We start from the raw sequence: 23,549 nt of genomic DNA, 5'->3' as shown, positions 1-23,549 counted from the left end.
CAGCGATGGCTCGGCTACCTCGCCCATCACCTGGTCCGGCTCGACCGCGAGCGGCAGGACCTCGCCTGGTGGGAACTGGGCACCAGCATGCCCCGCCGGCCGGGCGGGCGGCCGGAAGCAGACCGTCACGGTCTTCCCGGTCCGGTCGGCCCGGGAGCGCCACCCGTCGGAGAGCGCGTCGATCAACGCCAGCCCGCGGCCGGAGGTCGCCCCGGGACCGGCCTCCCGCGCACTCGGCGGCCGCACCGAGTCGTCGTGCACGCTGACGTAGAGGCAGGTGCCGTCCCAGGTGAGCACGAGATCCGCGTCGCTGTGCGCGTGCAGATGGGCGTTGGTGACCAGTTCGGAGACGGTGAGGACGACCGCGTCCGCGGTGTCGGGGGCGTACACGGTCCAGCCGAGCTCGTCGAGATGCCGGCGGGCCCACACCCGCCCCGCCCGTACACCGGTGGCGACGGGCAGCGTCCTCGCCCAGCCGAGGGCCTTCATCGCGGGCTCGCCGGCGTTCACATCCCGCTCCCTTCAGGATCGGTCCCCCTGCCCTACGCCTGCCCCGTCCGGCCCCCGCCACACCGCCCGGCAGCGAACCCCGCGCCCCGGGCGGGCCACGGCCCCGCCTTCGGGTGATCCGCGCGTGGCTGCTTGACCCGTCCGGCCCGAACCCACAGGGTCGGACCTGCGGCCCAGGCCGCGAACAGTCAGCGAGGCCCTGCCCGCCGGTGCGCCCGCCCCGACGGAAGCGGCCCAGAGCCCGGGACGGACGGGTGCACCGGTGCTCCTCGACCTGATGGTGATCGGAACGGCCATCACGCTGGGGCCGTTGCACAACAGCGCGTTCATCCTGCTGCTCTCCTCCGGACGCGGGACCCGCAACGGCCTGGCCTTCCTGCTCTCCTGGCTGGCCAACCTCGTCGCAGTGATCACCTGCGTGCTGCTGCTGACCGGCGGCACACCCCCCGCGCAGCACAGCCCGCCCTCCGTCGCGGCGGTCGCGGCCAAACTCGCCATCGGCCTCGGCCTGGTGCTGTACGGGGAGTACCTGCGCCGCCGGCCACCCCGTCCGCCCCGGCCGCCGCGCTGGGCCGCCCGGGTCGACCGGGCCAAGCCCGGCAGCGCCGCCGGACTCGCCTGGCTCCTGCAGCCGTGGGCACTGGTCGGCGCGGGTGCGGCGACGGTCATCGACGCGGACCTGTCCTCCTGGGCGGGCCGGCTCGCCCAGGCCGCCTACTGCCTGCTGGCGTCGCTCAGCCTGATCACGATGGAGCTGTACGCGGTCCGGGCGCCGCAGGCCGCCGACGCGCGGCTCAACGCACTGCGGGCCTGGGTGGAGGGCCACCAGAGCCGGCTGGTGATCACGCTCTCGCTGGCGGTCGGCGTCTGGCTGATGGCCAGGAGCATCTACGACCTGGCGACCTGAGCCGGACCCGGCCGGACCCGGCCGGTGCCGGTCCGTGCCCCCGACGGCCCCAGCGCCCCCGGTGCCCCCCGGCGGACCCTCGCCGCGGCGCCTGTAGTCGACCGGCGGTCCGGTCCGGTGCCGCCGGCCAGGTGTGGCCACCGGGAGGGCGGGTAGCCCGGAGGTATGAGCACTGCCACCGGCGCCGGCGCGCCGGGCGGTGGCCGGGCCGACCCGGAGACGGGCGCGGGCCCGACCATCGGCGTCGAGGAGGAGTACCTGCTGATCGACCCCGACAGCGGCCTGCTCCTGCCACGGGTCGACCCGGTACGCAAGGTCGCCGGGCTGCACCCCGCCGTGCACCACGAGGAACTGCAGAACGAACTCCTCCAGGCCCAGATCGAGATCGCCACCCCGGTCTGCCAGGACCTCGCGGAGGTCGGCGGTCACCTGCTGCGCCTGCGCCACACGCTGGCCGCCGCGGCCGAGGCGACCGGCTGCCGGCTCGCGGCCAGCGGGACGGCCCCCTACGCGCCGACCACACCCCCGGAGATCACCGACGCGCCGCGCTACCACTCCATCCGGCGCGACGTCTCCCGGCTGGCCGACGAAGCACTGATCAACGGCATGCACGTGCACGTGGCGGTACCCGACCCCCGCACCGGCGTCGAGGTGCTCAACCGGCTCCGCCCGTGGCTGCCGGTCCTGACCGCACTGTCGGCCAACTCGCCCCTGTGGTACGGCTCCGACACCGGCTTCGCGAGCTGGCGCACCGTGGTCTTCGGGCGCTGGCCGATCAGCGGGATCCCGCCGCACTTCGCGGACGCGCAGGACTACGACCGCCGGATCGACCACCTGCTGGAGGCCGGCCTGATCCGCGACCGGGGACAGCTGTACTGGCAGGCCCGGCTCTCGGCCCGGTTCCCGACCGTCGAGCTGCGCGCGATGGACGTCCAGCTGCGCGCCGACGAGGCGGTGATGCTGGCGGGGCTGGTCCGCGCGCTGGTCGTCACCGTGATGCGGGACGCGGCCGCGGGCCGCCCCGCCCCGCAGCGGACGCCGGAGAGCCTGGAAGGCGCCGCCTGGCACGCCGCCCGGTACGGCATGGACGGCACACTGCACGAACCGGCGACCGGACTGTCGCGCCCCGCCGCTGACCTGGCCGGCGACATGCTGGCGCAGCTCGCACCGGTCCTGGAGGAACTGGGCGACACCCGGGCGGTGGCCCCGCTGGTCGAACGCCTGCTGCGGGAAGGCAACGGCGCCGAACGCCAGCGCCGTGAGCTCGCGGAGCACGGGCGGTCCGGGCTGGTCGCGATGATCGCGGCGGAGAGCGCGGCAGCCTGAACGGGCCTCCGCCCCGGCTGCGCCCGGTTGTCGGTGGTGCCCCGTGGGATCCGGGGTGCTGCCTGCCGCTATCGTTCGGGCATGGACATGGGGGCCGAGGTCGCGCTGCTGATCGACGAGGCGGAGCAGCAACTGCACGACGGGGTGTGGGATCTGACACCGGGTGACCGGTCCCTCGCCCGCCAGGCCGCCGCCGAGCTGAACGCCGCCGTCGGCGTGCCCGGCGGCGCGGGGCGTCCGGCGGACATCGACCGGCTGGAGCACCTGCGCGAAGCCCTCGCCGTCCTGGCCATCGCCCTCTCGCGCACCCACGGACGCCTGGCCTGGTTCCTCGCCGGGGGAAGCGCCGCACTCTCACCCGTCCTGCACTGGCGGGCGCTGCCCGCCGGCGACCGCCCGGCCTTCAACACCGTGCTCCCGACCCCGCAGCAGTACGCCGACGCCGAGGACGCCGTACGCCGGCTCGGCGCCATGCTCACCCGGCTCGGCACCTGACCGCCCCCGGGCCGGGGCGCGGTATCGCCAGTGCGCCGCGCAGACCGTAGGGTCCCGCCATGGCCACGCACGAGCGCGAGATCACCGAGCCCGTCGACCTCTGCCTCGACGACGGTCGGCTGGACCCGGCGGCGGTCGGCTGGTCCCGGCGGCCGCTGCACCGCAGCGCGATCCGCGGCTGGGGCCGCACCAAGCGCTGGGAGTACTGGTGCGTGACCACGCCGACCCACCTGGTCGCGCTCACCGTCAGCGATCTCGACTACCTGGCGTTGAACTCCGTCCACGTCCTGCGGTTCGGCACCGAAGGTCCGGTGCGGGAGTTCGAGCGCACCGCGATCGTGCCCGGCGGGCTCGGTGTCCGCCTTCCCGACGGCATCGCGGGGGCAGCGGGCTGTCCACCGGTACGCGTCGGGCCCGAGCGGCCCGTACGGGGCCAGGTGCGGATCGAGATCGCTGACGCCGGCGGCGCAACCCGGCTGCGGGCGCGGTGTGTCGACCCCGACCGCCGGCCCGTCGAAGTGGACCTGCTCGCCGAACTGCCGGACGGGCACGAGACCCTGTCCGTCGTCGTCCCCTGGGGCGAACGCCGGTTCCAGTACACCTCCAAGCACACGGCCCGGCCGGCCTCGGGGACGGTACGCATCGGCGACGAGGTGCTCGGCTTCGGCGAAGACGCCTGGGCCGTCCTCGACCACGGGCGCGGACGGTGGCCGCACCGGGTGGCGTGGAACTGGGGCGCAGCGTCCGGCCGAACGGACGGGCACACCGTGGGCCTGCAGTTCGGCGGCCGGTGGACCCGCGGCACCGGCTCGACGGAGAACGCGCTGTGCGTGGACGGCCGGATCTCCAAGATCGGCGAGGAGCTGGAGTGGCGGTACTCGCGGCGGGATCTGCTGCGGCCCTGGACCGTCCGCGGCGGCGGACCCCACGGGATCGAGCTGACCTTCACACCCTTCCACAACCGGGCCACCCGCACCGACCTCGGCCTGCTCGCCAACCGCACCGACCAGTGCTTCGGCCACTACTCGGGGACCGTCCGCACCGACGACGGCCACCGCATCGCCGTCGACCGGCTGCTGGGCTGGGCGGAGGACGTCCGGATGCGGTGGTAGCGGGCCGGAATCCCGTAGGCGACGGCAAGCCGGGCCCGCGGCGCCGGACCCGCTTCCTATCCTGGGGCACATGACCATTCAGCGCATGGACAACGTCGGCATCGTCGTCGACGACCTCGACGCCGCCGTCGCCTTCTTCACCGAACTCGGCATGGAGCTGGAAGGCAGGATGCCGATCGAAGGCCGCTGGGCGGGAGAGGTCGTCGGGCTCGACGACATGCGGAGCGAGATCGCGATGATGCGGATCCCGGGCGCCCCGGGCCGGCTCGAACTGGCGAAGTACCACACCCCGAAGGCGATCACCCCCGAACCGGCGACCACCCCGGCGAACACACTGGGCCTGCACCGCGTCATGTTCGCCGTCGACGACCTCGAGGACACCCTCGCCCGCCTCCGCCCGCACGGCGCCGAACTCGTCGGCGAAGTGACGCGCTACGAGGACAGCTACCTGCTCTGCTACCTCCGCGGGCCGAGCGGCATCATCCTCGCGCTGGCCGAGCAGCTGAGCTGACGACTGCTCCGACCGTGACAGGGGCAACGCCGGAGGGCAGGTTGCGCACAGCCGCTGCCACGGCTTCCTCCGGCGTCGTTGTCCCGACGAGCACCTCACCCATGTAGCGCGCGCTGAGGGTGTACCGGTTCTCCCGCTGCGCGGCGGCCAGGCAGATCGGAACGACGGTCAGGTGAGGGCGGGTGGTGGTGGAGAACCGCAGCGTCCAGTGGCTGGTGAACGGGTAGAGCCCCCGCAGCGCCGGCTCGGCATACGCCGCCTCGACGAGTGCGTGGTATTCGGGCCAGTCCACCTCGCCCGCCTCGGTGCGAAGGTGCTGCCACTCCGACTCGGTCAGTAGCACCGGATCGTGGTCGGGCACCTCGAAGCGCCCGGTCAGGTGCACGAACGGCGCGGCGCGGTGGATCTCGGCCAGCTCCGCCCCGCAGTGCCAGGCTTGCGCGGCCCGGACGATCTGGGCGAGATCCGCTGTGTCGCCTTCGACGAGTGCCATGCCCTGGAACGGCTCGCACCCGCGGATCGACCAGCGCCGTTCGACCGTCCAGGCAGAGACGGCCAGGGGCGTCCGATGCGGAACCGTGCTCGCGACGGTCGCATGGCGCAGCGGGTCGGTATTCGTGACCGTGAACGGGACGCAGTGGCCGTCCCTGGCCGCGGCGGCTCGGAGCGCCGCGCCGAGGCTGCCCTCGGCCGCGATGTCGGGATACAGGACGGCTGGATCGGCGGAGGGGGACATGGATCACCATTGTGCCGCGGCCGCCATCCCGTGGTACAGCCGGTCCGCCGGCTGCGGCGCCCTCCCTGTGCCCGTCCGTGGCGTACCGGTTCCTTCGGCGCCGGGGCACGGCGCGATCTAGCATGAGAGACGAGATTCGGCTCGATGCCCCGCACCACCGGTGAGGAGGCGGCCATGGCGCTGGACGGCAGAGGCGGACCCGGGGAACCGGACGGCTCCCGGTATCCGCCGATCTCCGAGCACGGCCTGATCGGCGACCTCCGTACCGCCGCGCTCGTCGCCACCGACGGAACCATCGACTGGTACTGCTGCCCGCGCTTCGACGCACCCAGCGTGTTCGCGTCCATCCTCGACGCCGACCGGGGCGGCAGCTTCGAACTCTCCGCCGACGTGCCGGCCCGGACCCGGCAGTTCTACTTCCCCGACACCAACGTGCTGATCACGCGGTTCTTCGCCGCGGACGGGGTCGCGGAGATCCAGGACTTCATGCCCGTCGTCGACGAGTCCCGCGAGGCCGACCGCCACCGGCTGATCCGGCGGGTGCTCTGCGTCCGCGGGGTGCTCCCGTTCCGGGCCAAGGTCGCCCCGCGCTTCGGCTACGGCACCGAGCCGCACACCGCACACCTCGACGGGCACGAGGCGGTGTTCCGCTCCCCGTCCCTGACGCTCGCGCTGACCACCACGGCGCCCCTGGAGAGCGACGGCGTCGACGTGTGGTCGCACTTCAAGCTCCTGGAGGGCGAGTCCCACGTGTTCGCCCTCGACCGGATCGGCGACGACCTCGCACCCAGGGCGTGTCCGCGCGCCGAGGCGCAGGAGCAGGCCGAGGCGACCGTCCGGTTCTGGCGCCACTGGCTGTCCCGCTCGCAGTACCACGGACGCTGGCGGGAGATGGTGCACCGCTCGGCCCTGGTCCTGAAGCTGCTGACCTACGCGCCCACCGGCGCGATCGTCGCGGCGCCGACGATGAGCCTGCCCGAACAGATCGGCGGCGAGCGCAACTGGGACTACCGCTACGTCTGGGTCCGCGACGCGGCCTTCTGCGTCTACGCCATGCTGCGGCTGGGCTTCACCTCGGAGGCCGAGGCGTTCATGGGATTCATCTCCGAGCACGGGATCCTGCGGGGCACCAGGGAACGCGGCCCGCTGCAGATCATGTACGGCATCGACGGGCGCAGTGACCTGCCCGAGTACGAGCTGTCCCACTTCGAGGGCTACCTCGGGTCCGCGCCGGTGCGGGTCGGGAACGCCGCCACCGGGCAGCTCCAGTTGGACATCTACGGCGCCCTGATCGACTGCATCTACCTGTACGACAAGTGGGGGCAGCCGATCAGCAGCGGCCACTGGGACGAGGTCGGTGCCGTGGTGGACTGGCTCTGCGAGCACTGGGACCAGCCCGACGAGGGCGTCTGGGAGACCCGGTCGGGCCGGCGCGAGTTCGTGTACTCGCGGCTGATGTGCTGGGTCGCGCTGGAACGGGCGATCCGGATCGCCAACCGGCGCGGGCTCCCCGCCGACCTGCCGCGCTGGCGGCAGTCCCGGGACGCGATCTACCGGCAGATCATGGCCCGCGGCTGGTCGGCCGAGCGCTCCGCGTTCGTGCAACGGCTCGACGGCAACGTCCTCGACGCGTCCCTGCTGATGATGCCGATGGCCAAGTTCGTCTCGCCGACCGACCCCAAGTGGCTCTCCACGCTGGACGCGCTCACCTCGGACCTGGTCTCCGACTCCCTGGTCTACCGCTACGACCCGGCGGCCAGCCCGGACGGACTGCGGGGTCCCGAGGGCACCTTCTCGATCTGCTCCTTCTGGTACGTCGAGGCGCTGGCCCGCGCGGGCCGGCTGGAGGAGGCCCGGCTGGCGTTCGAGAAGATGCTCACCTATGCCAACCACGTCGGTCTGTTCGGCGAGGAGATCGGCCGGACCGGCGAACAGCTCGGCAACTTCCCGCAGGCGTTCACCCACCTCTCGCTGATCAGTGCCGCCTTCAACCTTGACCGGGCGCTGGGCTGACGGCGGCGGCCCGGTCCGGCCGGGCCGCGTTCCGCCCCTCTCCCCGGAAAGCCGGTGGTGGCGGGCCGGACGCGCTGCGTGGTCGCCCGGACGGAAGTCGGCCGGGGGCGTGAGAACCCGGACCGGCCGGGTAGGCGCCGTACGACGACGGACAGCAGTGACACGATCGGAGGCCACGGAATGATCGAGCTCGTCGACATCAGGGAATGGCGCGAACACGACGTCGTCGACCAGGACGGCAAGAAGATCGGCACCCTGGAATCCGTCTACGTGGACACCGCCACCGATGACCCGGCCTTCGCCACCGTCACCGTCGGCCTGCCCACCCGCCACCGGCTCGTGTTCGTACCGCTGGACGGTGCGCAGGCCGGACCCGGCTATGTCCGGGTCGCCTTCCCAAAGGCAGCGGTCAAGGACGCGCCGTCGATCGACACCGACGGTGTCCTGCCGGCCGAGGACGAACCCGCGGTCTTCGCCCACTACCAGCTCCCGTACGCCCCGGGCGCGGGCGGCGAACGCCGCCTGGCGCGCCGGTGAGGGGCGGTCCCCGATGGCGTGGATCCTGCTGCTGTTCCTGGTGGCCGTTGTCCTCGGCCTGATCGGTGCCGTCGCCAAAGGCCTGGCCTTCCTGCTGGTCATCGGCATCGCCGTGTTCGTCGTGGCCGTGGTGTTGTCCGTCGTCCGCTTCCGCAGAACCGGCCGCCGTCCCAGCCGCTGACGGCGGGCTGCCCAGGCCGCTCCCAGCCCAGGCCGCTCCCAGCCGCGGCGGAACCGGACATGGCGCAGCCGCGTCGCGGTACACGGGAACGATCATCTCGGGGGGCGGCATGGAGTTGACGGGGGACCGGGCGCGGGCCGGCGGCTGCGCGCGGACGGTGATGTGGGGCCTGACGGCGTTGGTGCTGGCCACGGCGGGCACCCTCTACGGCAGCGCCCGGGTGTCGGAGGCGTGGCACTGGTGCCTGACCCAGGACCACGAACCCGACCCCACCATGGCCGCGGCCACCCGTTCGGTGTGGGTCGTCATGCTCGTCGTGCTGGTGGTGCTCCGCGCGGTGGTGTCCGACCTGGTGCACAGCCGGTGGTACCTGCTGCTGCCGGTCATGTGCGTCGCCACCGCGGTGCTGACCGGGCTGTACGTGATCGGGATGGGCGGTCCCGCCCCCGTGCCGCCGGGGGCCCCGGAGGAGCAGGCCTGCTGGACCATGCCGGGCTTCCCGTTCCTGGGCTGATCGACGCCCCGCCCGGGGCCCGTCCGGGCCGGTCCGGCCGGGTCCCCGATCGGTCGCGTCCCCGATCAGTCGAAGCGGTGCGCGAACGGGCGGTCCGGGCAGCTCCGGCACTCGAAGAGGTACACGCCGCCCAGGTCACCGAGGCTCAGGTCGGCACCTTCGAAGCCGCGGTCGCGGTCCTCGGCGGGGGTCCACGCCCACCGGGGGCCGCTCTCCTCGGTGCTCTCCACCGTCAGCAGGTGGTCCATCGGCCGCCGGCAGCCCGGGCAGCACGGCCACACGGGATCCTGACCCCAGCCCGGCCAGCCGCCGAGCTTGGACCCGGGCGCGGTGGACAGGTGGACCTGGTAGTCCCAGCCCGTCTCCCGTTGCACCCGGTCGATGCGGTCCTCCAACTCGTCCCAGAGTTCCTGCGGGAGGTCCCAGCTCGCGTACTCCGGCACCAGTTCGGGGTGCAGCACGCACGGCCGCGGCACGTTGCCGTACCCCGCCCGCGCGGGCGCCGGTGGGGCCTGCCGCACCGGCCCGACGGCTGCCGCCGACCGCCAGTGCACCGCGGGCACCACCCAGCGGTCCCCGTGGTACAGCGGGCACCAGAGCACCTGGAGCAGGTCGCACCCGGCGGGGAACGGCACCAGGTCCGGTACGTCGGCGCGGTGGATCTGGACGACCGCGACCATGGGCGACCCCGAGTGCTCGGGGCACGACGGCCACGGTTCCCCGGCGGGCCACAGCAGCGGCCCGCCGAGCGAACTGTCGCCGGGCGCCGGCTCGCCCCGCCGGGGGTGCAGCCGCACGGTGTCCCGGCGGAACGGGACCACCTCGGGGAAGAGCTCCTCGACGGGCAGCGGGCGCGGGGGCGTTCGACGGGTCACCGCTGGACCGTACCCGCCGCACCCGGCCGGGCGCACCGGGGATTTGGCCGCCGTCACAGGCTCAGCAGCAGGTCCCGGACGGCCGCGGGCCGGGACAGGAACGGGTGGTGGCCCGTGTCGAGTTCGACGACGCGGCCGGCCCGGCGGGCGAACTCGCGCTGCAGCGCGGGCGGGGTACCCCGGTCCTCGGCGCAGACGAGGTACGTCGACGGCACCTGCTGCCAGGCGGCCGCGCCGACCGGCTCTCCGGTCACCCGTACGCTCTGCCGGGCGAGGTGGTCCGCCGCCTGCACCTGGAGGGCCGGGTCGCAGTCCTGGAGGAACGTGTCCACCAGCAGCTCTGGGCGGACCCCGAAGGTGCCGGCGCCGGGGTCGACGTCGAGGAACGGGGCGGGGCCGCCGTCCCCGAAGTCCGACAGGCTCTGCCCGACCTCGGGCAGGTAACTGGAGACCAGCAGGAGATGGCGCACCGACCCGAAGCCCGCGGCCGCCTCCGCGGTGACGATGCCTCCGTAGCTGTGCGCGACCACCACCGTCGGCGCGTCGCCCGCAAGTAGCACCTCCCGTACCGCCGCCACGTCCTCGGCCAGCCCGGCGCCACCGACCCCGGCGGCAGCCCCCGTCTCACCACAACTCGGCAGCGCCGGGGCCACGCTCTCCACGCCCCGCTGCTGCAACAACTCGGCGGTGCGATGCCACCACCACGACCCGTCCCGCACGCAAGCCCCGTGCACGAACACGACCCTCATCGCCACCTCCACGTCCGTCCCGGTTCCCCCGGCCCATCCTGCTGTGCCGGCAGCCCGCCCATCAGGTCGCTCGGCGATCTCCCGAGGGATCGGAAGGTAAAAGGTGCGCAAAGTGGCGGGCTGGTTCGCCGAAACGGCTCTCTCTTCCGATGGGAACGGCCGTACGGCCGCCCGTCGTCCGAATCGAACAACACCGAACAGCACCGAACCAGGATGGTCCCGTGAACGATCTGCCCATATCGCCCCTCCAAGCGCTGCCGGACGGGAACGCCGAACTCCACGTCGTTCTCACGCTCAGCTGGAACGACGTCGCCTCCCTCGGGCGGGAGGCCGGCCGGCTGGCCACCCGCCTGCAGCGCGCGGTCAGCCTCGACGAGGCGGCCAGCCACGTCCTGAGCTCCCGGCCGGAGACCGCCGCCCCCGCCCGGGCCCGGGCCAACCCGGCCCTCGCGCAGCCCGCCGCGCCCGCCGTCCCCGCGCAGGTCGAACAGGCTCGGCAGAGCGCCGAGTTGATGATGCGGCCGACCACCCCCACGGACCCGGCGAACGCGGGCGCACCGGCGGCACCCGCAGCAGCCGCGCCGAGCCGGCCGGCCTCGGCGGCGCCCACCGCGGTGCCGGCGGCGGCCCCGGTCGCGGCACCGGCCGCCTGAGCACTCCCGTGCGGCGGCCCCGGCGCGGCCTGCTCCGGGCCCGGGACCGCCGCACACCCGCGGTGGCCTCCGGTCCGCCCCTGCGCGGGACGCGCTGTCGGCGAGGCCCCCTGGCACGGGCGAATCCTGATCATCCCCGGGCCGGGCAGCCGCTGGTGCCGCGCCGGCCCGGCCCCCTGCGAGGGAGCCGCACCCGTGCCGACCAGCCCCACCGCAATACCGCCGTACGCCGTTCCCTGCCCCGGGCCGGACGGCTCCGCCGGGCGGTACGCCCTGGTCTGCGGCGACGGGCGGCTGGTACGGGCGCCGGACCTGAGCACGGTCGGGCCGTTCCACCCGGACGGCCGGGGCGGGCCCGTCGCCCCCGCCGCCGACCCGCACGGCCGCTGGGGCCACCTCGACCAGCACGGCGCCTGGCTGGCCGCACCGGCGCTGCGCCGCACCGAAGCCTTCGACGACAACGGCCTCTCCCGGTTCCAGGCCGACGACGGCCGCTGGGGCTACGCGGGCACCGACGGCACACCCGTCATCCCGGCGACCCGGGGGCCCACCGGGTGCCGGTCGTGCCGCTGCGGGCCCGGCCGCCGCTGCGTCACCGGTACGGGTCAGCGAGGGGTCAGCGGTGGGTCAGGCGGGTGGGGCATGCTGAAGGCACGTCAGGGAGCGAGCGAGGCTCCCCGACCGGGAGAGGTGCCCGGAGCGGTTCATCGGGTGCCTGGCCGGCAACGGCCGAGCAGGGTCCTCCGGGGCCCGCGCAGGTTCGAATCCTGCCCTCTCCGCAGCGTGCACCCCGTTCCGGCCCCCCTTCCGACGCCCGGCAGCCGGGGGTGAGCCCCCGCCGGTGTTCGGACCTTCCCCGTTGTCGTACCGGTGCGGCAGGATCGGCACATGACGGAACAACAGATCGATGGAGAGTCGTCGGCCCGGGCGGCCGCCACCTACCTCGCAGGGCTCGGCGAGCGGCTGCGGGGTGACGGATGCGTGGTGACCTCGACCACCTGGGGCGACCACCCGGTGGTGATAGGCAGCCGGTCGGACCGCCGGATCCAATGGTTCGGCACCAAGGTCGAGCTGTTCGTCCTGGCCGCCGCCGTGCCCGCGGTCGACCAGGCCGTGCTGGCCGACTACACGGGCTGGGCGATGGACTACACCAAGCATCTGCGCAGTGGTCTGCCCGGCGCCCGTAACGCGGCGATGATCCTCCCCGCCCTGGTCAGCGGCAGTGTCCAGCGATCCGCGACGGACTGGGCCGCCAAGGACGCCCGGATCCTGGGAACGACCCTGGTCGGCCGTCCCGTCACGGTGCAGACGGCGGCCACCGGCGCCGGCCGGGTCACCATGTACCGGGGCCGGGTCGCGTGGGGCGGGATGTTCACGGGGCACGTCCTGGAGAAGGCGTCGCTGTACTTCCCCGGATAGGCCCGCGCCCGGGGGACTCGCGCCGGGGGACTCGCGCTGAGTGGCCTCCGCCGAGGGCCGCCCCCTGCCCCGGCGGGGGCGGCCGCCGTCAGCCCGGTGCGCCGCTCTACGGGACGCTCCGGATGATCCGTGCGTACAAGTTCCTCATGCGGCCCACCGTGGGCCAGACGCAAGCTCTCGGCGAGATGCTGCGTGATCACTGCTCGCTCTACAACGGGGCGTTGCAGGAGCGTAGGGATGCCTACCGGCATGTCTCGAGGACCAGCATCAAGTACGGGATGGGATGCAGTCCGCGCAGCTCAACGAGATCCGGGCGTTCGACCCGGAGCGTCAGGGACGCTGGTCGTTCTCGTCCCAGCAGGCCACGCTTCGCCGTCTGGACAAGGCATTCGCGGCGTTCTTCCGCCGGGTCAAGACCGGTGGGACGCCCGGCTACCCGCGCTTCCGTGGAGTCAACTGGTTCGACACGGTCGACTTCCCCAAGGACGGCGACGGCTGCCGCTGGGATGCAACCCCGCACGACCCCGTGACCCACGTCCGATTCCAGGGCGTCGGGCACGTCAAGGTCAACCGGCACCGGCCCGTGGTCGGCAAGGTCAAGACCGTGTCCGTCAAGCGCGAGGGCAAGCGCTGGTACGTGATCCTGACCGCCGAGCAGGCCGAGCCCGAGCCGCTGCCCAAGACCGGGTCCGTGGTCGGCATCGACATGGGCATAGCCAACTTCCTCGCCGACTCCAACGGCGAGTTCGTGCCCAACCCGCGCCACGGCCGGAAGGCCGCTGCGAAGCTCGAAGCCGCACAGCAGGACCTGACCCGGTGCAAGCGGCGCAGCAACCGCCGCCGCAAGGCCGTCCGCAAGGTTGCCGACCTGCACCGCACGGTGCGCCGCCGGCGGCTCGACCACGCCCACAAGACCGCGCTTCATCTTGTCCGCGCGCACGACTTCATCGCGCACGAAGACCTCAAGATCCGCAACGTCGTCAAGGCCCCTGCCCCGAAGCCGGACCCCGAGATGCCGGGCAGCTTCCTGCCCAACGGGGCCGCCGCCAAGGCTGGGCTCAACCGCTCGATCTCGGATGCCGGTTGGGGGGTGTTCCTCGCGATCCTGAATGCCAAGGCTGAGAGTGCCGGACGGGAATTGGTCGCCGTGGACCCCCGCAACACTTCCCGGAGCTGCCCCGAATGCGGGCACGTCTCAGCGGAGAACCGGCCCACACAGGAGAAGTTCCACTGTGTCAGCTGCGGCCACACGGCGCACGCTGACACGGTAGGTGCTGTCAACGTTCTACGGGCCGGGCTGGTCCGTCGCGAAGCCGTACCGGCTTAACGAGAAGCCCCGGCGTTTACGCCGGGGAGGAGTCACGACGGAGAAGCCGAGCGGTACGGACGCGAACGGGTGGGCCATCACGATCCGGTCGCCGTCCTGCGGGTCCAGCACCACGTCACGGCTGCCGTGCAGCGCGCGGAGCTCCCGGCGCACCCCGTCCGGGGTGAGCAAGGTCAGCGCGGCGAGCTCCGGTACACCCGGGGCGCGGCCGGTCCGCGCGAATCCGTGGTAGACGGCCAGGCGTACCCGTTCCGTCGCGGGCAGCGGATCCGGGGGCTCCGGGCGGGTTCCGGTCATCCTGCTCGCTCCTCCGTCGGCGGGGGCGGCCCGGTCCGGTCGCCGGTACCAGGATCGACCACACCTGCGCCGGGCGGTGCCCGAACACCCGCCCGGTGAACGGTCGATCGCCGGCGCGGGGCTCAGGACCGGGCGTCGCCGTCGTGCTCGTGCTCCGGCAGGTCGCCGGAGAGCAGGTGCTCGGCGCCGCCCTCGAGGAGCGCGGCCATCTCGGTGGAACGCGGGAGCATGGTCTTCTCGTAGCTGCGGACGGCCTCGTCGACGGTGTCGGATCCGGCTATGGCGAGGGCGAGTTCGGCGGCGTCGAGCATGGCGAGGTTGACGCCGACGCCGAGCGGGGGCATGAGGTGGGCGGCGTCGCCGAGCAGGGTCACCGTCGGGTTGTGCTGCCAGGTGTGCGGGACGGGAAGGGCGAGGATCGGGCGGTCGACGTACGGGCCGTCGTTGTCGGTGATCAGCCGGCGCAGCCGGGGTGACCAGTGGGCGTACTCGTCGAGCAGCAGGGCGCGGATGCCGTCGGTGTGGTCGGCGCCCAGGCCGCTGCGGCGGATCCAGTCGACCGGGGCGCGGCGGATGAGGTAGGCGCGGATGTGGTCGCCGCTGTTGCGCTGGGCGAACAGGCCGCGGTCGCCGTCGCCCGCGGCGGCGCTGCCCGGGCCGACCAGCTCGGCGATCTCGGGGTGCAGGTTCTCCACGTCGGAGAACCAGGCCTCCACGAAGCTCACCCCGGTGTACTCCGGAACGGCGGGGGAGACGGCCCGGCGCACCCGGGACCAGGCGCCGTCGGCGCCGATCACCAGGTCGGCCTCGGCGGTCGTGCCGTCGGCGAAGTGCAGCCGGCGCGGCCCGTCGGCGGGCCCGCCGACGGTGGTGAGGGTGTGTCCCCACCGGACGGTTCCCGGCTGGAGTGAGCCGAGCAGCAGGTCGCGCAGCTGCCCGCGGTCGATCTCCGGCTTGAACAGTTCGCCGTCCTCGGGGACGTGGTGGGAGACGACCGTGCCGGCCGGGTCCAGCCGGCACATCTCCTGCCGTTCGGGGCGCGCCAGCTCCAAGAACTGCTCGAGCAGGCCGGCCTCGCGCAGGGCGAGCTGGCCGTTGTCGGCGTGCAGGTCGAGGGTGCCGCCCTGGTTGCGGGCGCCGGGGCCCGGGTCGCGGTCGTACACGGTGACCGCGATGCCGCGCTGCTGGAGGATCCGGGCGCAGGTCAGGCCGCCGGGGCCGGCGCCGATGACGCTGATCCTGGCCCGGGCGGGTGCGAGGGGGTTCATGGTCTTCCTTCCACGGGTGCCCGGTCACGGCCGGTGGACGGGGTGCCGTCGGCTCGTCGGGCACCGCCCACATTATTGAAACGGTTGCAAATATGCAATCATTCCAATATTGGCGCGGTCCCAAAGCGGCGGATAGGGTGACGGCCATGGCAGACACGACCGACCGCACGGCAGCGGGCGACCAGGCAGCAGCGGGCGACCGGGCAGCAGCGGGCGACCGGGCAGGAACGGCCGGGCGGCGCGAACGCAAGAAGGCCGCCACCCGCCGGGCCATCGCGGACACGGCACTGCGGCTGTTCCTGGAACGCGGCTACGAGCAGGTCGGCGTCCGCGAGATCGCCGAAGGCGCCGACGTCTCGGTGTCGACCCTGTTCAACTACTTCCCCGAGGGCAAAGAGGCCCTGGTCTTCGACGAGGACGCCCGCAACGAGGCCGCCCTCGTCGGCGCCGTCACCGACCGCCCGCCGGGCCGGACGATCCCCCAGGCCCTCCGCGCCCACCTCGCCGCCTTCGTCGACTCGGCGCACACCAGGGACCCCCGCTTCGCCGACTTCGAGCGGCTCGTCAACGACACCCCGGCCCTGCGCGAGCACTCCCGCACGATGTGGCTGCGCCACGAACACGCCCTCGCCCGCGCCCTCGCCGACCAGACCGGCCGGCCGCACGACGACGTCATCTGCGCCGCCTACGCCCGGTTCACCCTCGAATCCCTCGCGTTCGCCCGCACCTGCCCCGACCCCGCTGCAGCCGTCGACCAGGTCTGCCTCCTGCTCGACCAGGGCTGGACGGCCACCGTTGCCCCCGACGACCCCCTGCCCGGCGGACCCGCCGCGGACCAGCCCCCCTCCGGGTAGGGGACGGCGCCCGTACCGGGCCGGGTCAGGAGGGGGTCAGCGTGCGGTCAGGCCGGTGGGACATGCTGAGGGCACGTCAGGGAGCGAGCGAGGCTCCCCGACCGGGAGAGGTGCCCGGAGCGGTTCATCGGGTGCCTGGCCGGCAACGGCCGAGCAGGGTCCTCCGGGGCCCGCGCAGGTTCGAATCCTGCCCTCTCCGCCCGGCGCGGGCCCGTGGTGCGGTGCGGGTCAGGACTCCTGGCCGGTGGCGGCGAGAACGATCTCACGGATGGTCACGTTGGGCGGCTGCCGGTAGGCGTACGCGATGGCCTCGGCGACCGCCTGCGGATCCAGGGCACCGCCCGCGGACTTCTTCCACGCCTCGTAGTCGCTCCTGATCCGCGCGTCGGTGGTGTGGGAGAGCAGCTCGGTCTCCACCGCGCCGGGGGCGATGGTGACCACGCGCACCCCGGCGGAGGCGACCTCCTCGCGCAGGTTCTCCGACATGGCGTGGACGGCGAACTTGGTGCCCACGTACGCGGTGTGGTTCGGGTAGGTCTTGCGGCCCGCGACGGAGCTGACGTTGATGATGGTCCCGGCGCCGCGGGCGACCATGCCGGGCAGGACGGCGCGGATCCCGTACAGCACGCCCTTGATGTTCAGGTCGACCATCCGGTCCCACTCCTCGGCCTTCTGGTCCGCGATCCGCCCCAGCAGCATCGCCCCGGCGTTGTTGATGATCGCGTCCACCGGACCGAACCGCTCCTCCGCCTCGCGCACCGCCGCCTGCAGCGCGTCCCGGTCGGTGACGTCGACCCGGCGGCACAGGGTCTCGGGCAGGCCGAGCTGCTCCAGCCTCTCCAGCCGCCGCGCGAGCAGCAGCAACGGGTGCCCCTCGGAGGACAGGAGCCGGGCGGTGGCCGCCCCGATGCCGGAGCTGGCACCGGTGATGACGATCAGGGGCTTGGACAAGGCGCTTCCCTCTTCGGTTCAGGTACGGACGGAGTGCTTGCCATCCAGGAGACCACCGCGGGTCCGCCGCAGCGCGCTGCCACCGCCGGTGCCGCTGCCGGTGCCTCGGCCCGGACGGACGGGCACGCCCGGACGGCCCAGCACGTCACCGGGGCGCGACCCCTCCGCCGAACTATGCGCCGTCCTGCCCACGCGCAGAGCCCGACCCGGCCCCGGGAGGCCGGAGCTGCGCCGCCCCGAGGACACGTTCGCGGGCCCGCGGATCGGCCGCCCGCACCTGCTGATCAACCGGATCGCGCTCGGCTCGTACCTGCTCTTCGTCCTCGCGCGCTTCCTCGCGCTCTGACCGGCGGGCGCGGCGGCCGGGCCCCGCTACCCGGCGGCGGTGATCCTGGCGAGGAACGCCGCCCGGTCGTCGTTGTCGCGGAGCCGGCCGGCGACGCCCCGGGGGAACGTGTACCGGTCGGGGTCTGTGCCCACGCCGCTGCGGCATCGAGGGCCAACCTGGCCACGTACGACGGCGCCGAACTCGGCAGGGCCGTCGCCGCGCACCCCGGTGACGTCGAAGCCGCGCCGGCCGCGTAGGAGCAGGAGCTGTTCCCCCGCAGCGCCCGGGCCGCCGCCGAGGCCGTCGAGATCTTCCGGCTCTGCTGCCTCGACGACGACGCTCCCCGCGGCCTGATCGGCCTGATCGGCCTGACCGGCCTGTTCGCCGGGAAGCCGTGACCGGTGGCGGTCACGGCCGCGTACGAACCCGGCGGCGGATCAGGCTCCGAGGGCGTGGACCATGGCGGTGATGGCCCGGAGTTGCGGAGCGTCCTTCACGGCGAAGTCCTGGCCGGTGTAGCCGAACCAGTCCCAGCAGCCCTGCGGGTTGACGGGGACGAGGCTGGAGACGGCCTGCGGGTAGAGGACGACGAGGTCGTTGGTGTCGGCGTAGGTGTCGAGGTTGCCGCGGCGGGGGAACAGGTCGCCGAGCAGGTACTGCCCGGAGAGGCAGCCGTGCAGCGCGACGACCAGCTTGCACGGCTGTCCGGCGGCGCAGGCGGGCGGGGTGTAGAGCAGGCCGGTGGAGTCCATGCTCAGGCGGGGCGCCGAGCCGCCGGGGGTGTAGCGGTTCTGGTCGAAGCGGGTGAGGGCGCCGGCGGGCGCGGCGTGGTTCGGCGGGTCGACGTGGCCGAGCCAGTGGGTGAGCATCTCGCGCTGCGGGTCGTCGCCGCAGTCGTTGACGAACGGGGGCAGGGTCAGGCCGCACGGCACCACGCCCTGCGGGCTGACCCAGGAGTGCCCGGCCCAGTCCGAGTCGTGGTAGACAACCCTCGCGCCGAAGTCCTGGTAGAAGGCGACGCCGCTGTCCGAGACCAGCGGGTTGACCACCGGGTCGAGGCGGCCGTGGTAGACGTACACCGGCTTGCCGGCGAGGTTGCCGACCGGGTCGATGCGGCCCTGGCCGGCCCATTCGACGGCTTGCTGCTCGAGCTCCGGCAGGCCGTGGCCGACCAGGCAGACGGCGGCGTCGACCACATTGCCCCGGCCGCAGTCGTAGGGTCCGGCGGCGACGATGCCGGCGCCGTCGAAGGTGCCGGAGTAGGCCACCTGGAGCTGGGTGGCCAGGAAACCGCCGGAGGAGACGCCGGTGACGTAGGCGCCGGTCAGGTTGAGGTGCGGCAGACCCGGCGCGGCCTCGGCGGCCCGGACGGGCGCCGCGGGGCCGAGCGCGGCGAGAGCGGTGGCGGCGGCAACGGCGGCCGCCCGGCGAAGGGTTCGGGACAGCCGGGGCAGGACGCGGAACACCATGGAGCACTCCCTCGGGTGGGTGGGGTGAGGTGCGTGAGGTGCGTGGTGCGGTCCGGGCGCGGAGTGGCACACGCTCGCTCCGGCCAATCGATCGGTTGGTGACTGCGCGGCTGTGGAGTACGATCCGACCTCGGCGCTACGCTGTCAACCAATCGATCGGTCGGAACTTCGGTGGCGGCACGCCGCGGACCCCAGGAGGACCACGTGGAGCACCCCGGCTGGCAGCCGCGCCGGACCGCGGCCGTCGGACCCGACCTGCCCGCCGGCGTGACCCCGCCCGGCACCCGGGGACGCATCCTCGAGGAGGCGCTCGGCCTGTTCGCCGAGGCCGGGTTCGCCGGTACCTCCATCCGGCAGATCGCAGCCGCCGTCGGCATCAACTCGGCCACCCTGTACGCGCACTACCCCTCCAAGGAGCACGTGCTGGCCCACCTCGTCCAGGTCGGGCACGAGGAACTCCACGCCCGGCTCGCCGAAGCCGTGGCGAGCACCCGGACCGCCGACCCCGCCACCCGGGTGGTGGCACTGGTGCGCGCCCACGCCGACGTCCACACCCGCTTCCCGCTGCTCGCGATCGTGACCGACGGCGAGATCCACTCCCTCTCACCGGACCTCGCCGCACCCGCCCTCGAACTGCGCCACGCCTGCTGGCAGTTCCTGCTCGACGCGATCGAACAGGGCATCGCCGAAGGCGTCTTCCACGTGCCCGAACCGCTGCTCGCCGCCACCGCCATCAGCGCCATGGGCGTGCGGGTGGCCCACTGGGCCGGACCCGACCAGCCCTTCACCCCCGAGCGGATCGCCGAGGCCCACGGCGAGTTCGCCCTGCGCATCCTCGGCGCCACCCCCTCGACGGCTGCCACCGCCGGCTGACCGCCCCCGCGGCCGCCCCCGCGACAAGGAGACCCATCCGTGCATCCGGTCGTCCGCACCACCCACGGCCTGCTCCGCGGCACCCGCAGCGCCGACGGCGTCGCCGCCTTCCGCAACATCCCGTACGCCGCGCCGCCGGTCGGCCCGCTGCGACTGCTGCCGCCGCAGCCGCCCGCCCGCTGGGACGGCGAACGCGACGCCACCGCCCCGGGACCCACCGCACCCCAGGCGCCGTACGCCCCGCCGCTGGACGTGCTGCTGCCCGAGATCACCGTCCCCGGCGAGGACTGCCTCAACCTCAACGTCTGGACCCCGGACACCGCGGCCCGCCTGCCGGTGATGGTCTGGCTGCACGGCGGCGCCTTCACCAACGGCGCGGGCTCGCTGCCGATGTACGACGGCAGCGCGTTCGCCCGGGACGGCGTCGTGCTGGTCACCCTCAACTACCGGCTCGGCGCCGAAGGCTTCCTCGACCTGCCCGGCACCACCCCCAACCGCGGCCTGCTTGACCAGATCGCCGCCCTCACCTGGGTCCGCGACGGCATCGCCGCGTTCGGCGGCGACCCCGCCAACGTCACGGTGTTCGGCCAGTCCGCCGGCGCCATGAGCATCGCCACCCTGCTGGCCGTGCCCCGGGCCCGAGGACTGTTCCACCGCGCGATCCTGCAGAGCGGCGCCGCCCACCACACCCACGGCAGGGCCACCGCGGGCCTGATCCGCGACCGGCTGGCCGAACTCCTCGGCACCGCACCGGAACCGGCCGCTATCGCCGCCCTGCCCACCGCCACCCTGGTCGAGGCGCAGCAACGGCTGCGCGCGGCCGTCACCGCCGACCCCGACCCCGCGCGGTGGGGCGAGGCCGCCCTGAACCTGCTGCCGTTCGAACCCGTGGTGGACGGCGACATCCTGCCCCGGGCACCGATCGACGCCGTCAGCGCCGGGGCGGCGGCCGGGATCGACCTGATGGCCGGGACCACCACCGAGGAGTTCCGGCTCTACCTCGCCCCCACCGGCCTGCTCGACGCCGTACCCGAAGCCGCCCTGCCGCACCTGACGGCCCGCTACGGCCTCCCACCCGGCGCCCTCGACCGCTACCGGGCCGGCCGGCCGGACGCCTCGCCGGGAGAACTGCTCGCCGCCGTCGCCACCGACTGGTTCTACCGCATCCCCGCCATCCGCCTGGCCGAGGCACACGCCCGGCACCGCCCCGCCGCCACCTACCTGTACGAATTCGCCTGGCGCTCACCGGCGTTCGACGGCCGGCTCGGCGCGTGCCACGCCGTCGACGTCCCGTTCACCTTCGGCGTCCAGGACGATCGGGCGCTCGCGCCCATGCTCGGGGACCACCCGCCGCGGCAGCTCGCGGACGCGGTACGCCGCGCGTGGACGTCCTTCGCCACCACCGGCGACCCCGGCTGGCCGCCGTACACCCCGGACGGCCGGGCCACCCGGGTCTTCGACACCGACCCCCTGCTGGTCACCGACCCCCGTCCGGACGAACGCTCCCTGTGGGACGGCCGCCGCTGACCCCGCCGGCCGGCGGGTCCCGTGCGGCGGGCTACCCGGCGGGCGTCGCCACGGCGTCCGCGGCCTGGCACAGGTAGGCGTCGAGGGCGGCCGCGGCGGTCAGCATCGCCAGGCCGCGGGCCCGCAGCCGGCCGCGCCACTCCTCGAGTGCGGCCTGCAACGGTTCCGGGCCGCCCGCCGTCCGGACCTCCGCCAGGACCCGCGCGATCCGGTCCAACCCGTGCCCGCCGCGGCGCAGTTGGTGGGCCAGCAGGGCATCCCGGACATCGGCGGAGCCGTAGACGCGGTACCCCGTGCGGGCATCACGGCGGGGGACGACCAGCCCGGCCCGCTCCCAGGTGCGCAGGGTCGCCGGCCGGAGGCCGAGCCGGTGCGCCAGCGGTCCGATGAACGTCGCCCCCGGCTCCGCCTCCGGGTCCCGCTGCGGCGCCAGGCCGCGCAAGGCGTCCTCGACGTCCCGCAGCGTGCTCCGGTCGCCGGCCAGCCGGACGTGGCTCTCGTCGATCAACCGCAGCGCTTCGTCGACCGCACCGCCGTTCACCGCCCGCATCACCGCCGACGCGGTCGGGTGGCCGTGCGCGGGGACCAGCGCAAGGAACGCGCGCAACGCCGCCGCATGGCGAGGGGAGTACCGGCGGTAGCCGTGCGGCGAGCGCCCGGCCGGCGGCAGGATCCCCGCGTCCTCGTAGTTGCGCACCGCCTGGGTGGACAGGCCGTGCTCACGCGCCAGATCAACGGGCCGTAGCCACATGGTTGAAGCTTTCCCCTTCCCAGCGGCCGAAAATGCCGGAAAAGTCTACACCGAAGCTTCAAGGATACGGTTGAAGCCATGACGGCCTCGATCCGGGACGCCGCCCGCCCCTTCGGCGGCGCCTCCCTCACCGCGCTCCTGTCCCCGGCCACCCGCCTGCTCGGCCTCGGCGAGCCCACCCACGGCGTGGAAGCCTTCCCCGAACTGCGCAACGAGCTCTTCCGCCACCTCGTCGAACACGAGGGATACCGCTCGATCGCCCTCGAGAGCGACTGCCTGGCGGCCCTGGTCGCCGACGCGTACGTGGCCGGCGGCCCCGGCAGCCTCGACGACGCCATGGACCGCGGCTTCAGCCACGGCTTCGGCGCCTCGCCCGCCAACCGGGACCTGCTGCGCTGGATGCGCGCCCACAACGAGCAGCACCCGCACCGGGACCGCCTGCGCTGCTACGGCTTCGACGGCCCGCTCGAGATCAGCGGAGCAGCGAGCCCGGGCCCGGCCCTGACCGCACTGCACGACTACCTCGCCCCCCACGTGGACCTGCCCTGCGACCGCGAGACCCTCGACGGGCTGCTCGGCCCCGACGGGCGCTGGACCGACCCCGGCGCCATGACGGACCCGGCCCGGTCCGTCGGCCGCACCCCCGAGGCCGCCCAACTGCGGCTGCTCACCGACGACCTGGGCGCCCTGCTGACCGCGCACGCCCCGCACCTGACGGACGCGACCTCGCCCGGCGGGCTCTGGCACGCCGGCCTGTACGCCCGCACCGCCGCCGGACTGCTGCGCTACCACGCCGCCCTGGCCGACCCGGCGCCCACCCGCTTCGGCTCCCTGATGCGGCTGCGCGACGCGATGATGGCCGACAACCTCGCCGCCGTCGTCCGCCGCGAGAGCGGGCGAGGTCCCACCCTGGCGTTCGCCCACAACAGCCACCTGCAACGCGACCTGAGCCACCTGCGGTTCGGCGGCCGCCTGCTCGAGTGGTGGAGCGCCGGCGCCATCATCGGCACCACCCTCGGCGACGGATACGCCTTCGCCGCCACCACCTTCGGCACCCGCGGCTCCGACGTCCCACAGCCGGGCACCTTCGAAGCCGTGCTCTCGGACCTGCCCCACCCGCGCGCGGTCCTCGACCCGAGCCGGCTGCTCACGGCCCTGGACCCGAAGCCGCAGCGCCGCGTCCCGGCCGATCACACCTATGCCTCCCTCGACCCGGACACCGTCGGCCGGGCCGACGCCGTCGTGTTCCTCCGCGAGGTCTGACCGGCGCGGTCCCTTGCCCCGGCCGGCGCGACCCGGGGACGGCGGACAGTGCCCCATGATCGAAAACCACGGGCGTCCGGCGGCCCGGCGGCGTTAGGCTCCG

At 73.9% G+C, this 23,549-nt stretch carries 25 protein-coding genes, 2 tRNA genes and 2 pseudogenes; 20 read left to right on the top strand and 9 right to left on the bottom strand.

The window, feature by feature from the left end; translation table 11 throughout:
• The coding region (locus AB0D08_RS25040) for an ATP-binding protein (RefSeq protein WP_359891742.1) at positions 1-510 on the bottom strand (510 nt) is incomplete at its 3' end.
• A gap of 262 nt (positions 511-772) precedes the next feature.
• Between AB0D08_RS25040 and AB0D08_RS25035 the strand changes: the two genes are divergently transcribed.
• From AB0D08_RS25035 to AB0D08_RS25015, 5 genes are all read left to right on the top strand, one after another.
• A complete protein-coding gene (locus AB0D08_RS25035; RefSeq protein ID WP_359891739.1) occupies positions 773-1,417 on the top strand; it encodes a GAP family protein in 645 nt (214 codons plus the stop codon).
• Positions 1,418-1,582: 165 nt separating this feature from the next.
• Positions 1,583-2,743, top strand: coding sequence for a glutamate--cysteine ligase (locus AB0D08_RS25030; protein WP_359891736.1), 1,161 nt, complete (start codon positions 1,583-1,585; stop codon positions 2,741-2,743).
• Between the two features lie 81 nt (positions 2,744-2,824).
• Positions 2,825-3,238, top strand: a complete 414-nt coding sequence (locus tag AB0D08_RS25025) for a hypothetical protein (RefSeq protein ID WP_359891733.1) — start codon at positions 2,825-2,827, stop codon at positions 3,236-3,238.
• A gap of 59 nt (positions 3,239-3,297) precedes the next feature.
• Entirely contained in the window at positions 3,298-4,350 is a 1,053-nt protein-coding gene (locus tag AB0D08_RS25020) for a DUF2804 domain-containing protein (protein WP_359891731.1), read from the top strand.
• Positions 4,351-4,420: 70 nt separating this feature from the next.
• Positions 4,421-4,861, top strand: coding sequence for a VOC family protein (locus AB0D08_RS25015; protein ID WP_359891729.1), 441 nt, complete (start codon positions 4,421-4,423; stop codon positions 4,859-4,861).
• Here AB0D08_RS25015 and AB0D08_RS25010 read toward each other — a convergent pair.
• Entirely contained in the window at positions 4,830-5,597 is a 768-nt protein-coding gene (locus tag AB0D08_RS25010; protein ID WP_359891726.1) for a DUF6193 family natural product biosynthesis protein, read from the bottom strand. The two genes, AB0D08_RS25015 and AB0D08_RS25010, sit on opposite strands and share 32 nt — an antisense overlap.
• 174 nt (positions 5,598-5,771) lie before the next feature.
• Between AB0D08_RS25010 and AB0D08_RS25005 the strand changes: the two genes are divergently transcribed.
• From AB0D08_RS25005 to AB0D08_RS24990, 4 genes are all read left to right on the top strand, one after another.
• The gene (locus AB0D08_RS25005) at positions 5,772-7,610 is read left to right on the top strand and encodes a glycoside hydrolase family 15 protein (RefSeq protein ID WP_359891744.1); all 1,839 of its coding nucleotides are present in this window, start codon (positions 5,772-5,774) and stop codon (positions 7,608-7,610) included.
• A 180-nt stretch (positions 7,611-7,790) separates the two neighbouring features.
• Positions 7,791-8,147 carry a PRC-barrel domain-containing protein gene (locus AB0D08_RS25000; protein ID WP_359891723.1) on the top strand — a complete coding sequence of 119 codons (357 nt, stop codon included), beginning with the start codon at positions 7,791-7,793 and terminating at the stop codon, positions 8,145-8,147.
• Positions 8,148-8,160: 13 nt separating this feature from the next.
• Positions 8,161-8,328 (top strand): hypothetical protein, encoded by a 168-nt coding sequence (locus tag AB0D08_RS24995; RefSeq protein WP_359891721.1) that lies wholly within the window; start codon positions 8,161-8,163, stop codon positions 8,326-8,328.
• A 109-nt stretch (positions 8,329-8,437) separates the two neighbouring features.
• On the top strand, positions 8,438-8,842 hold the full coding sequence (locus AB0D08_RS24990) for a hypothetical protein (protein ID WP_359891718.1): 405 nt from the start codon (positions 8,438-8,440) through the stop codon (positions 8,840-8,842).
• 65 nt (positions 8,843-8,907) lie between these two features.
• On the opposite strand, the gene AB0D08_RS24985 is transcribed toward AB0D08_RS24990, so the two are convergent.
• Together AB0D08_RS24985 and AB0D08_RS24980 are read right to left on the bottom strand one after the other, a co-directional pair.
• Positions 8,908-9,717 (bottom strand): DUF1963 domain-containing protein, encoded by an 810-nt coding sequence (locus AB0D08_RS24985; protein WP_359891716.1) that lies wholly within the window; start codon positions 9,715-9,717, stop codon positions 8,908-8,910.
• Positions 9,718-9,770: 53 nt separating this feature from the next.
• Positions 9,771-10,466, bottom strand: coding sequence for an alpha/beta hydrolase (locus AB0D08_RS24980; RefSeq protein ID WP_359891713.1), 696 nt, complete (start codon positions 10,464-10,466; stop codon positions 9,771-9,773).
• 221 nt (positions 10,467-10,687) lie between these two features.
• Between AB0D08_RS24980 and AB0D08_RS24975 the strand changes: the two genes are divergently transcribed.
• The 4 genes and pseudogenes from AB0D08_RS24975 (at position 10,688) to AB0D08_RS24960 (ending at position 13,865) form a co-directional block, all read left to right on the top strand.
• Positions 10,688-11,119 carry a hypothetical protein gene (locus AB0D08_RS24975; protein WP_359891710.1) on the top strand — a complete coding sequence of 144 codons (432 nt, stop codon included), beginning with the start codon at positions 10,688-10,690 and terminating at the stop codon, positions 11,117-11,119.
• A gap of 684 nt (positions 11,120-11,803) precedes the next feature.
• A tRNA-Cys gene (locus tag AB0D08_RS24970) sits at positions 11,804-11,898 on the top strand.
• A 109-nt stretch (positions 11,899-12,007) separates the two neighbouring features.
• Positions 12,008-12,538 carry a hypothetical protein gene (locus AB0D08_RS24965; protein ID WP_359891707.1) on the top strand — a complete coding sequence of 177 codons (531 nt, stop codon included), beginning with the start codon at positions 12,008-12,010 and terminating at the stop codon, positions 12,536-12,538.
• A gap of 122 nt (positions 12,539-12,660) precedes the next feature.
• Positions 12,661-13,865, top strand: a pseudogene (locus AB0D08_RS24960) (transposase).
• On the opposite strand, the gene AB0D08_RS24955 reads toward AB0D08_RS24960, so the two are convergent.
• Both AB0D08_RS24955 and AB0D08_RS24950 read right to left on the bottom strand, forming a co-directional pair.
• A complete protein-coding gene (locus AB0D08_RS24955) occupies positions 13,824-14,162 on the bottom strand; it encodes a hypothetical protein (RefSeq protein ID WP_359891706.1) in 339 nt (112 codons plus the stop codon). The pseudogene AB0D08_RS24960 and the gene AB0D08_RS24955 sit on opposite strands and share 42 nt — an antisense overlap.
• Positions 14,163-14,284: 122 nt before the next feature.
• Entirely contained in the window at positions 14,285-15,430 is a 1,146-nt protein-coding gene (locus AB0D08_RS24950; RefSeq protein WP_359891703.1) for an NAD(P)/FAD-dependent oxidoreductase, read from the bottom strand.
• A 146-nt stretch (positions 15,431-15,576) separates the two neighbouring features.
• On the opposite strand from AB0D08_RS24950, the gene AB0D08_RS24945 reads away from it, so the two are divergent.
• Positions 15,577-16,284 (top strand): TetR/AcrR family transcriptional regulator, encoded by a 708-nt coding sequence (locus tag AB0D08_RS24945; protein ID WP_359891700.1) that lies wholly within the window; start codon positions 15,577-15,579, stop codon positions 16,282-16,284.
• Between the two features lie 104 nt (positions 16,285-16,388).
• A tRNA-Cys gene (locus AB0D08_RS24940) sits at positions 16,389-16,483 on the top strand.
• A 29-nt stretch (positions 16,484-16,512) separates the two neighbouring features.
• Here the strand turns inward: AB0D08_RS24940 and AB0D08_RS24935 are convergent.
• Positions 16,513-17,235, bottom strand: coding sequence for an SDR family oxidoreductase (locus AB0D08_RS24935; RefSeq protein WP_359891697.1), 723 nt, complete (start codon positions 17,233-17,235; stop codon positions 16,513-16,515).
• Between the two features lie 100 nt (positions 17,236-17,335).
• Here AB0D08_RS24935 and AB0D08_RS24930 point away from each other — a divergent pair, with 100 nt between their 5' ends.
• Together AB0D08_RS24930 and AB0D08_RS24925 are read left to right on the top strand one after the other, a co-directional pair.
• A complete protein-coding gene (locus tag AB0D08_RS24930; RefSeq protein WP_359891747.1) occupies positions 17,336-17,581 on the top strand; it encodes a hypothetical protein in 246 nt (81 codons plus the stop codon).
• 152 nt (positions 17,582-17,733) lie between these two features.
• A pseudogene (locus AB0D08_RS24925) lies at positions 17,734-17,961 on the top strand (FAD-dependent monooxygenase); the annotation flags it as partial.
• A 39-nt stretch (positions 17,962-18,000) separates the two neighbouring features.
• Here AB0D08_RS24925 and AB0D08_RS24920 read toward each other — a convergent pair.
• A complete protein-coding gene (locus AB0D08_RS24920) occupies positions 18,001-19,032 on the bottom strand; it encodes a PHB depolymerase family esterase (RefSeq protein ID WP_359891694.1) in 1,032 nt (343 codons plus the stop codon).
• Positions 19,033-19,236: 204 nt separating this feature from the next.
• Between AB0D08_RS24920 and AB0D08_RS24915 the strand changes: the two genes are divergently transcribed.
• The gene (locus AB0D08_RS24915) at positions 19,237-19,905 is read left to right on the top strand and encodes a TetR/AcrR family transcriptional regulator (RefSeq protein WP_033822695.1); all 669 of its coding nucleotides are present in this window, start codon (positions 19,237-19,239) and stop codon (positions 19,903-19,905) included.
• 39 nt (positions 19,906-19,944) lie between these two features.
• Positions 19,945-21,432 carry a carboxylesterase/lipase family protein gene (locus AB0D08_RS24910; RefSeq protein WP_359891690.1) on the top strand — a complete coding sequence of 496 codons (1,488 nt, stop codon included), beginning with the start codon at positions 19,945-19,947 and terminating at the stop codon, positions 21,430-21,432.
• Positions 21,433-21,463: 31 nt separating this feature from the next.
• On the opposite strand, the gene AB0D08_RS24905 is transcribed toward AB0D08_RS24910, so the two are convergent.
• Complete coding sequence (locus tag AB0D08_RS24905; RefSeq protein WP_359891687.1) at positions 21,464-22,183, bottom strand: MerR family transcriptional regulator; 720 nt, start codon at positions 22,181-22,183, stop codon at positions 21,464-21,466.
• A gap of 78 nt (positions 22,184-22,261) precedes the next feature.
• Between AB0D08_RS24905 and AB0D08_RS24900 the strand changes: the two genes are divergently transcribed.
• Positions 22,262-23,446, top strand: a complete 1,185-nt coding sequence (locus tag AB0D08_RS24900; RefSeq protein ID WP_359891685.1) for an erythromycin esterase family protein — start codon at positions 22,262-22,264, stop codon at positions 23,444-23,446.
• The last annotated feature ends 103 nt before the right edge of the window (positions 23,447-23,549 follow it).

The sequence above is a fragment of the Kitasatospora sp. NPDC048540 genome, assembly GCF_040651175.1.
GTDB lineage: Bacteria > Actinomycetota > Actinomycetes > Streptomycetales > Streptomycetaceae > Kitasatospora.
The sequence above is the reverse complement of the archived record's forward strand: the minus strand, read 5'-3'. Positions and strand labels throughout refer to the sequence as shown.

Coding starts and splice junctions, on each gene's coding strand:
- AB0D08_RS25030 (WP_359891736.1), top strand. CDS start 1,583: ATGAGCACTGCCACCGGCGCCGGCGCGCCGGGCGGTGGCCGGGCCGAC.
- AB0D08_RS25025 (WP_359891733.1), top strand. CDS start 2,825: ATGGACATGGGGGCCGAGGTCGCGCTGCTGATCGACGAGGCGGAGCAG.
- AB0D08_RS25020 (WP_359891731.1), top strand. CDS start 3,298: ATGGCCACGCACGAGCGCGAGATCACCGAGCCCGTCGACCTCTGCCTC.
- AB0D08_RS25015 (WP_359891729.1), top strand. CDS start 4,421: ATGACCATTCAGCGCATGGACAACGTCGGCATCGTCGTCGACGACCTC.
- AB0D08_RS25010 (WP_359891726.1), bottom strand. CDS start 5,597: ATGTCCCCCTCCGCCGATCCAGCCGTCCTGTATCCCGACATCGCGGCC.
- AB0D08_RS25005 (WP_359891744.1), top strand. CDS start 5,772: ATGGCGCTGGACGGCAGAGGCGGACCCGGGGAACCGGACGGCTCCCGG.
- AB0D08_RS25000 (WP_359891723.1), top strand. CDS start 7,791: ATGATCGAGCTCGTCGACATCAGGGAATGGCGCGAACACGACGTCGTC.
- AB0D08_RS24995 (WP_359891721.1), top strand. CDS start 8,161: ATGGCGTGGATCCTGCTGCTGTTCCTGGTGGCCGTTGTCCTCGGCCTG.
- AB0D08_RS24990 (WP_359891718.1), top strand. CDS start 8,438: ATGGAGTTGACGGGGGACCGGGCGCGGGCCGGCGGCTGCGCGCGGACG.
- AB0D08_RS24980 (WP_359891713.1), bottom strand. CDS start 10,466: ATGAGGGTCGTGTTCGTGCACGGGGCTTGCGTGCGGGACGGGTCGTGG.
- AB0D08_RS24965 (WP_359891707.1), top strand. CDS start 12,008: ATGACGGAACAACAGATCGATGGAGAGTCGTCGGCCCGGGCGGCCGCC.
- AB0D08_RS24955 (WP_359891706.1), bottom strand. CDS start 14,162: ATGACCGGAACCCGCCCGGAGCCCCCGGATCCGCTGCCCGCGACGGAA.
- AB0D08_RS24950 (WP_359891703.1), bottom strand. CDS start 15,430: ATGAACCCCCTCGCACCCGCCCGGGCCAGGATCAGCGTCATCGGCGCC.
- AB0D08_RS24945 (WP_359891700.1), top strand. CDS start 15,577: ATGGCAGACACGACCGACCGCACGGCAGCGGGCGACCAGGCAGCAGCG.
- AB0D08_RS24920 (WP_359891694.1), bottom strand. CDS start 19,032: ATGGTGTTCCGCGTCCTGCCCCGGCTGTCCCGAACCCTTCGCCGGGCG.
- AB0D08_RS24905 (WP_359891687.1), bottom strand. CDS start 22,183: ATGTGGCTACGGCCCGTTGATCTGGCGCGTGAGCACGGCCTGTCCACC.
- AB0D08_RS24900 (WP_359891685.1), top strand. CDS start 22,262: ATGACGGCCTCGATCCGGGACGCCGCCCGCCCCTTCGGCGGCGCCTCC.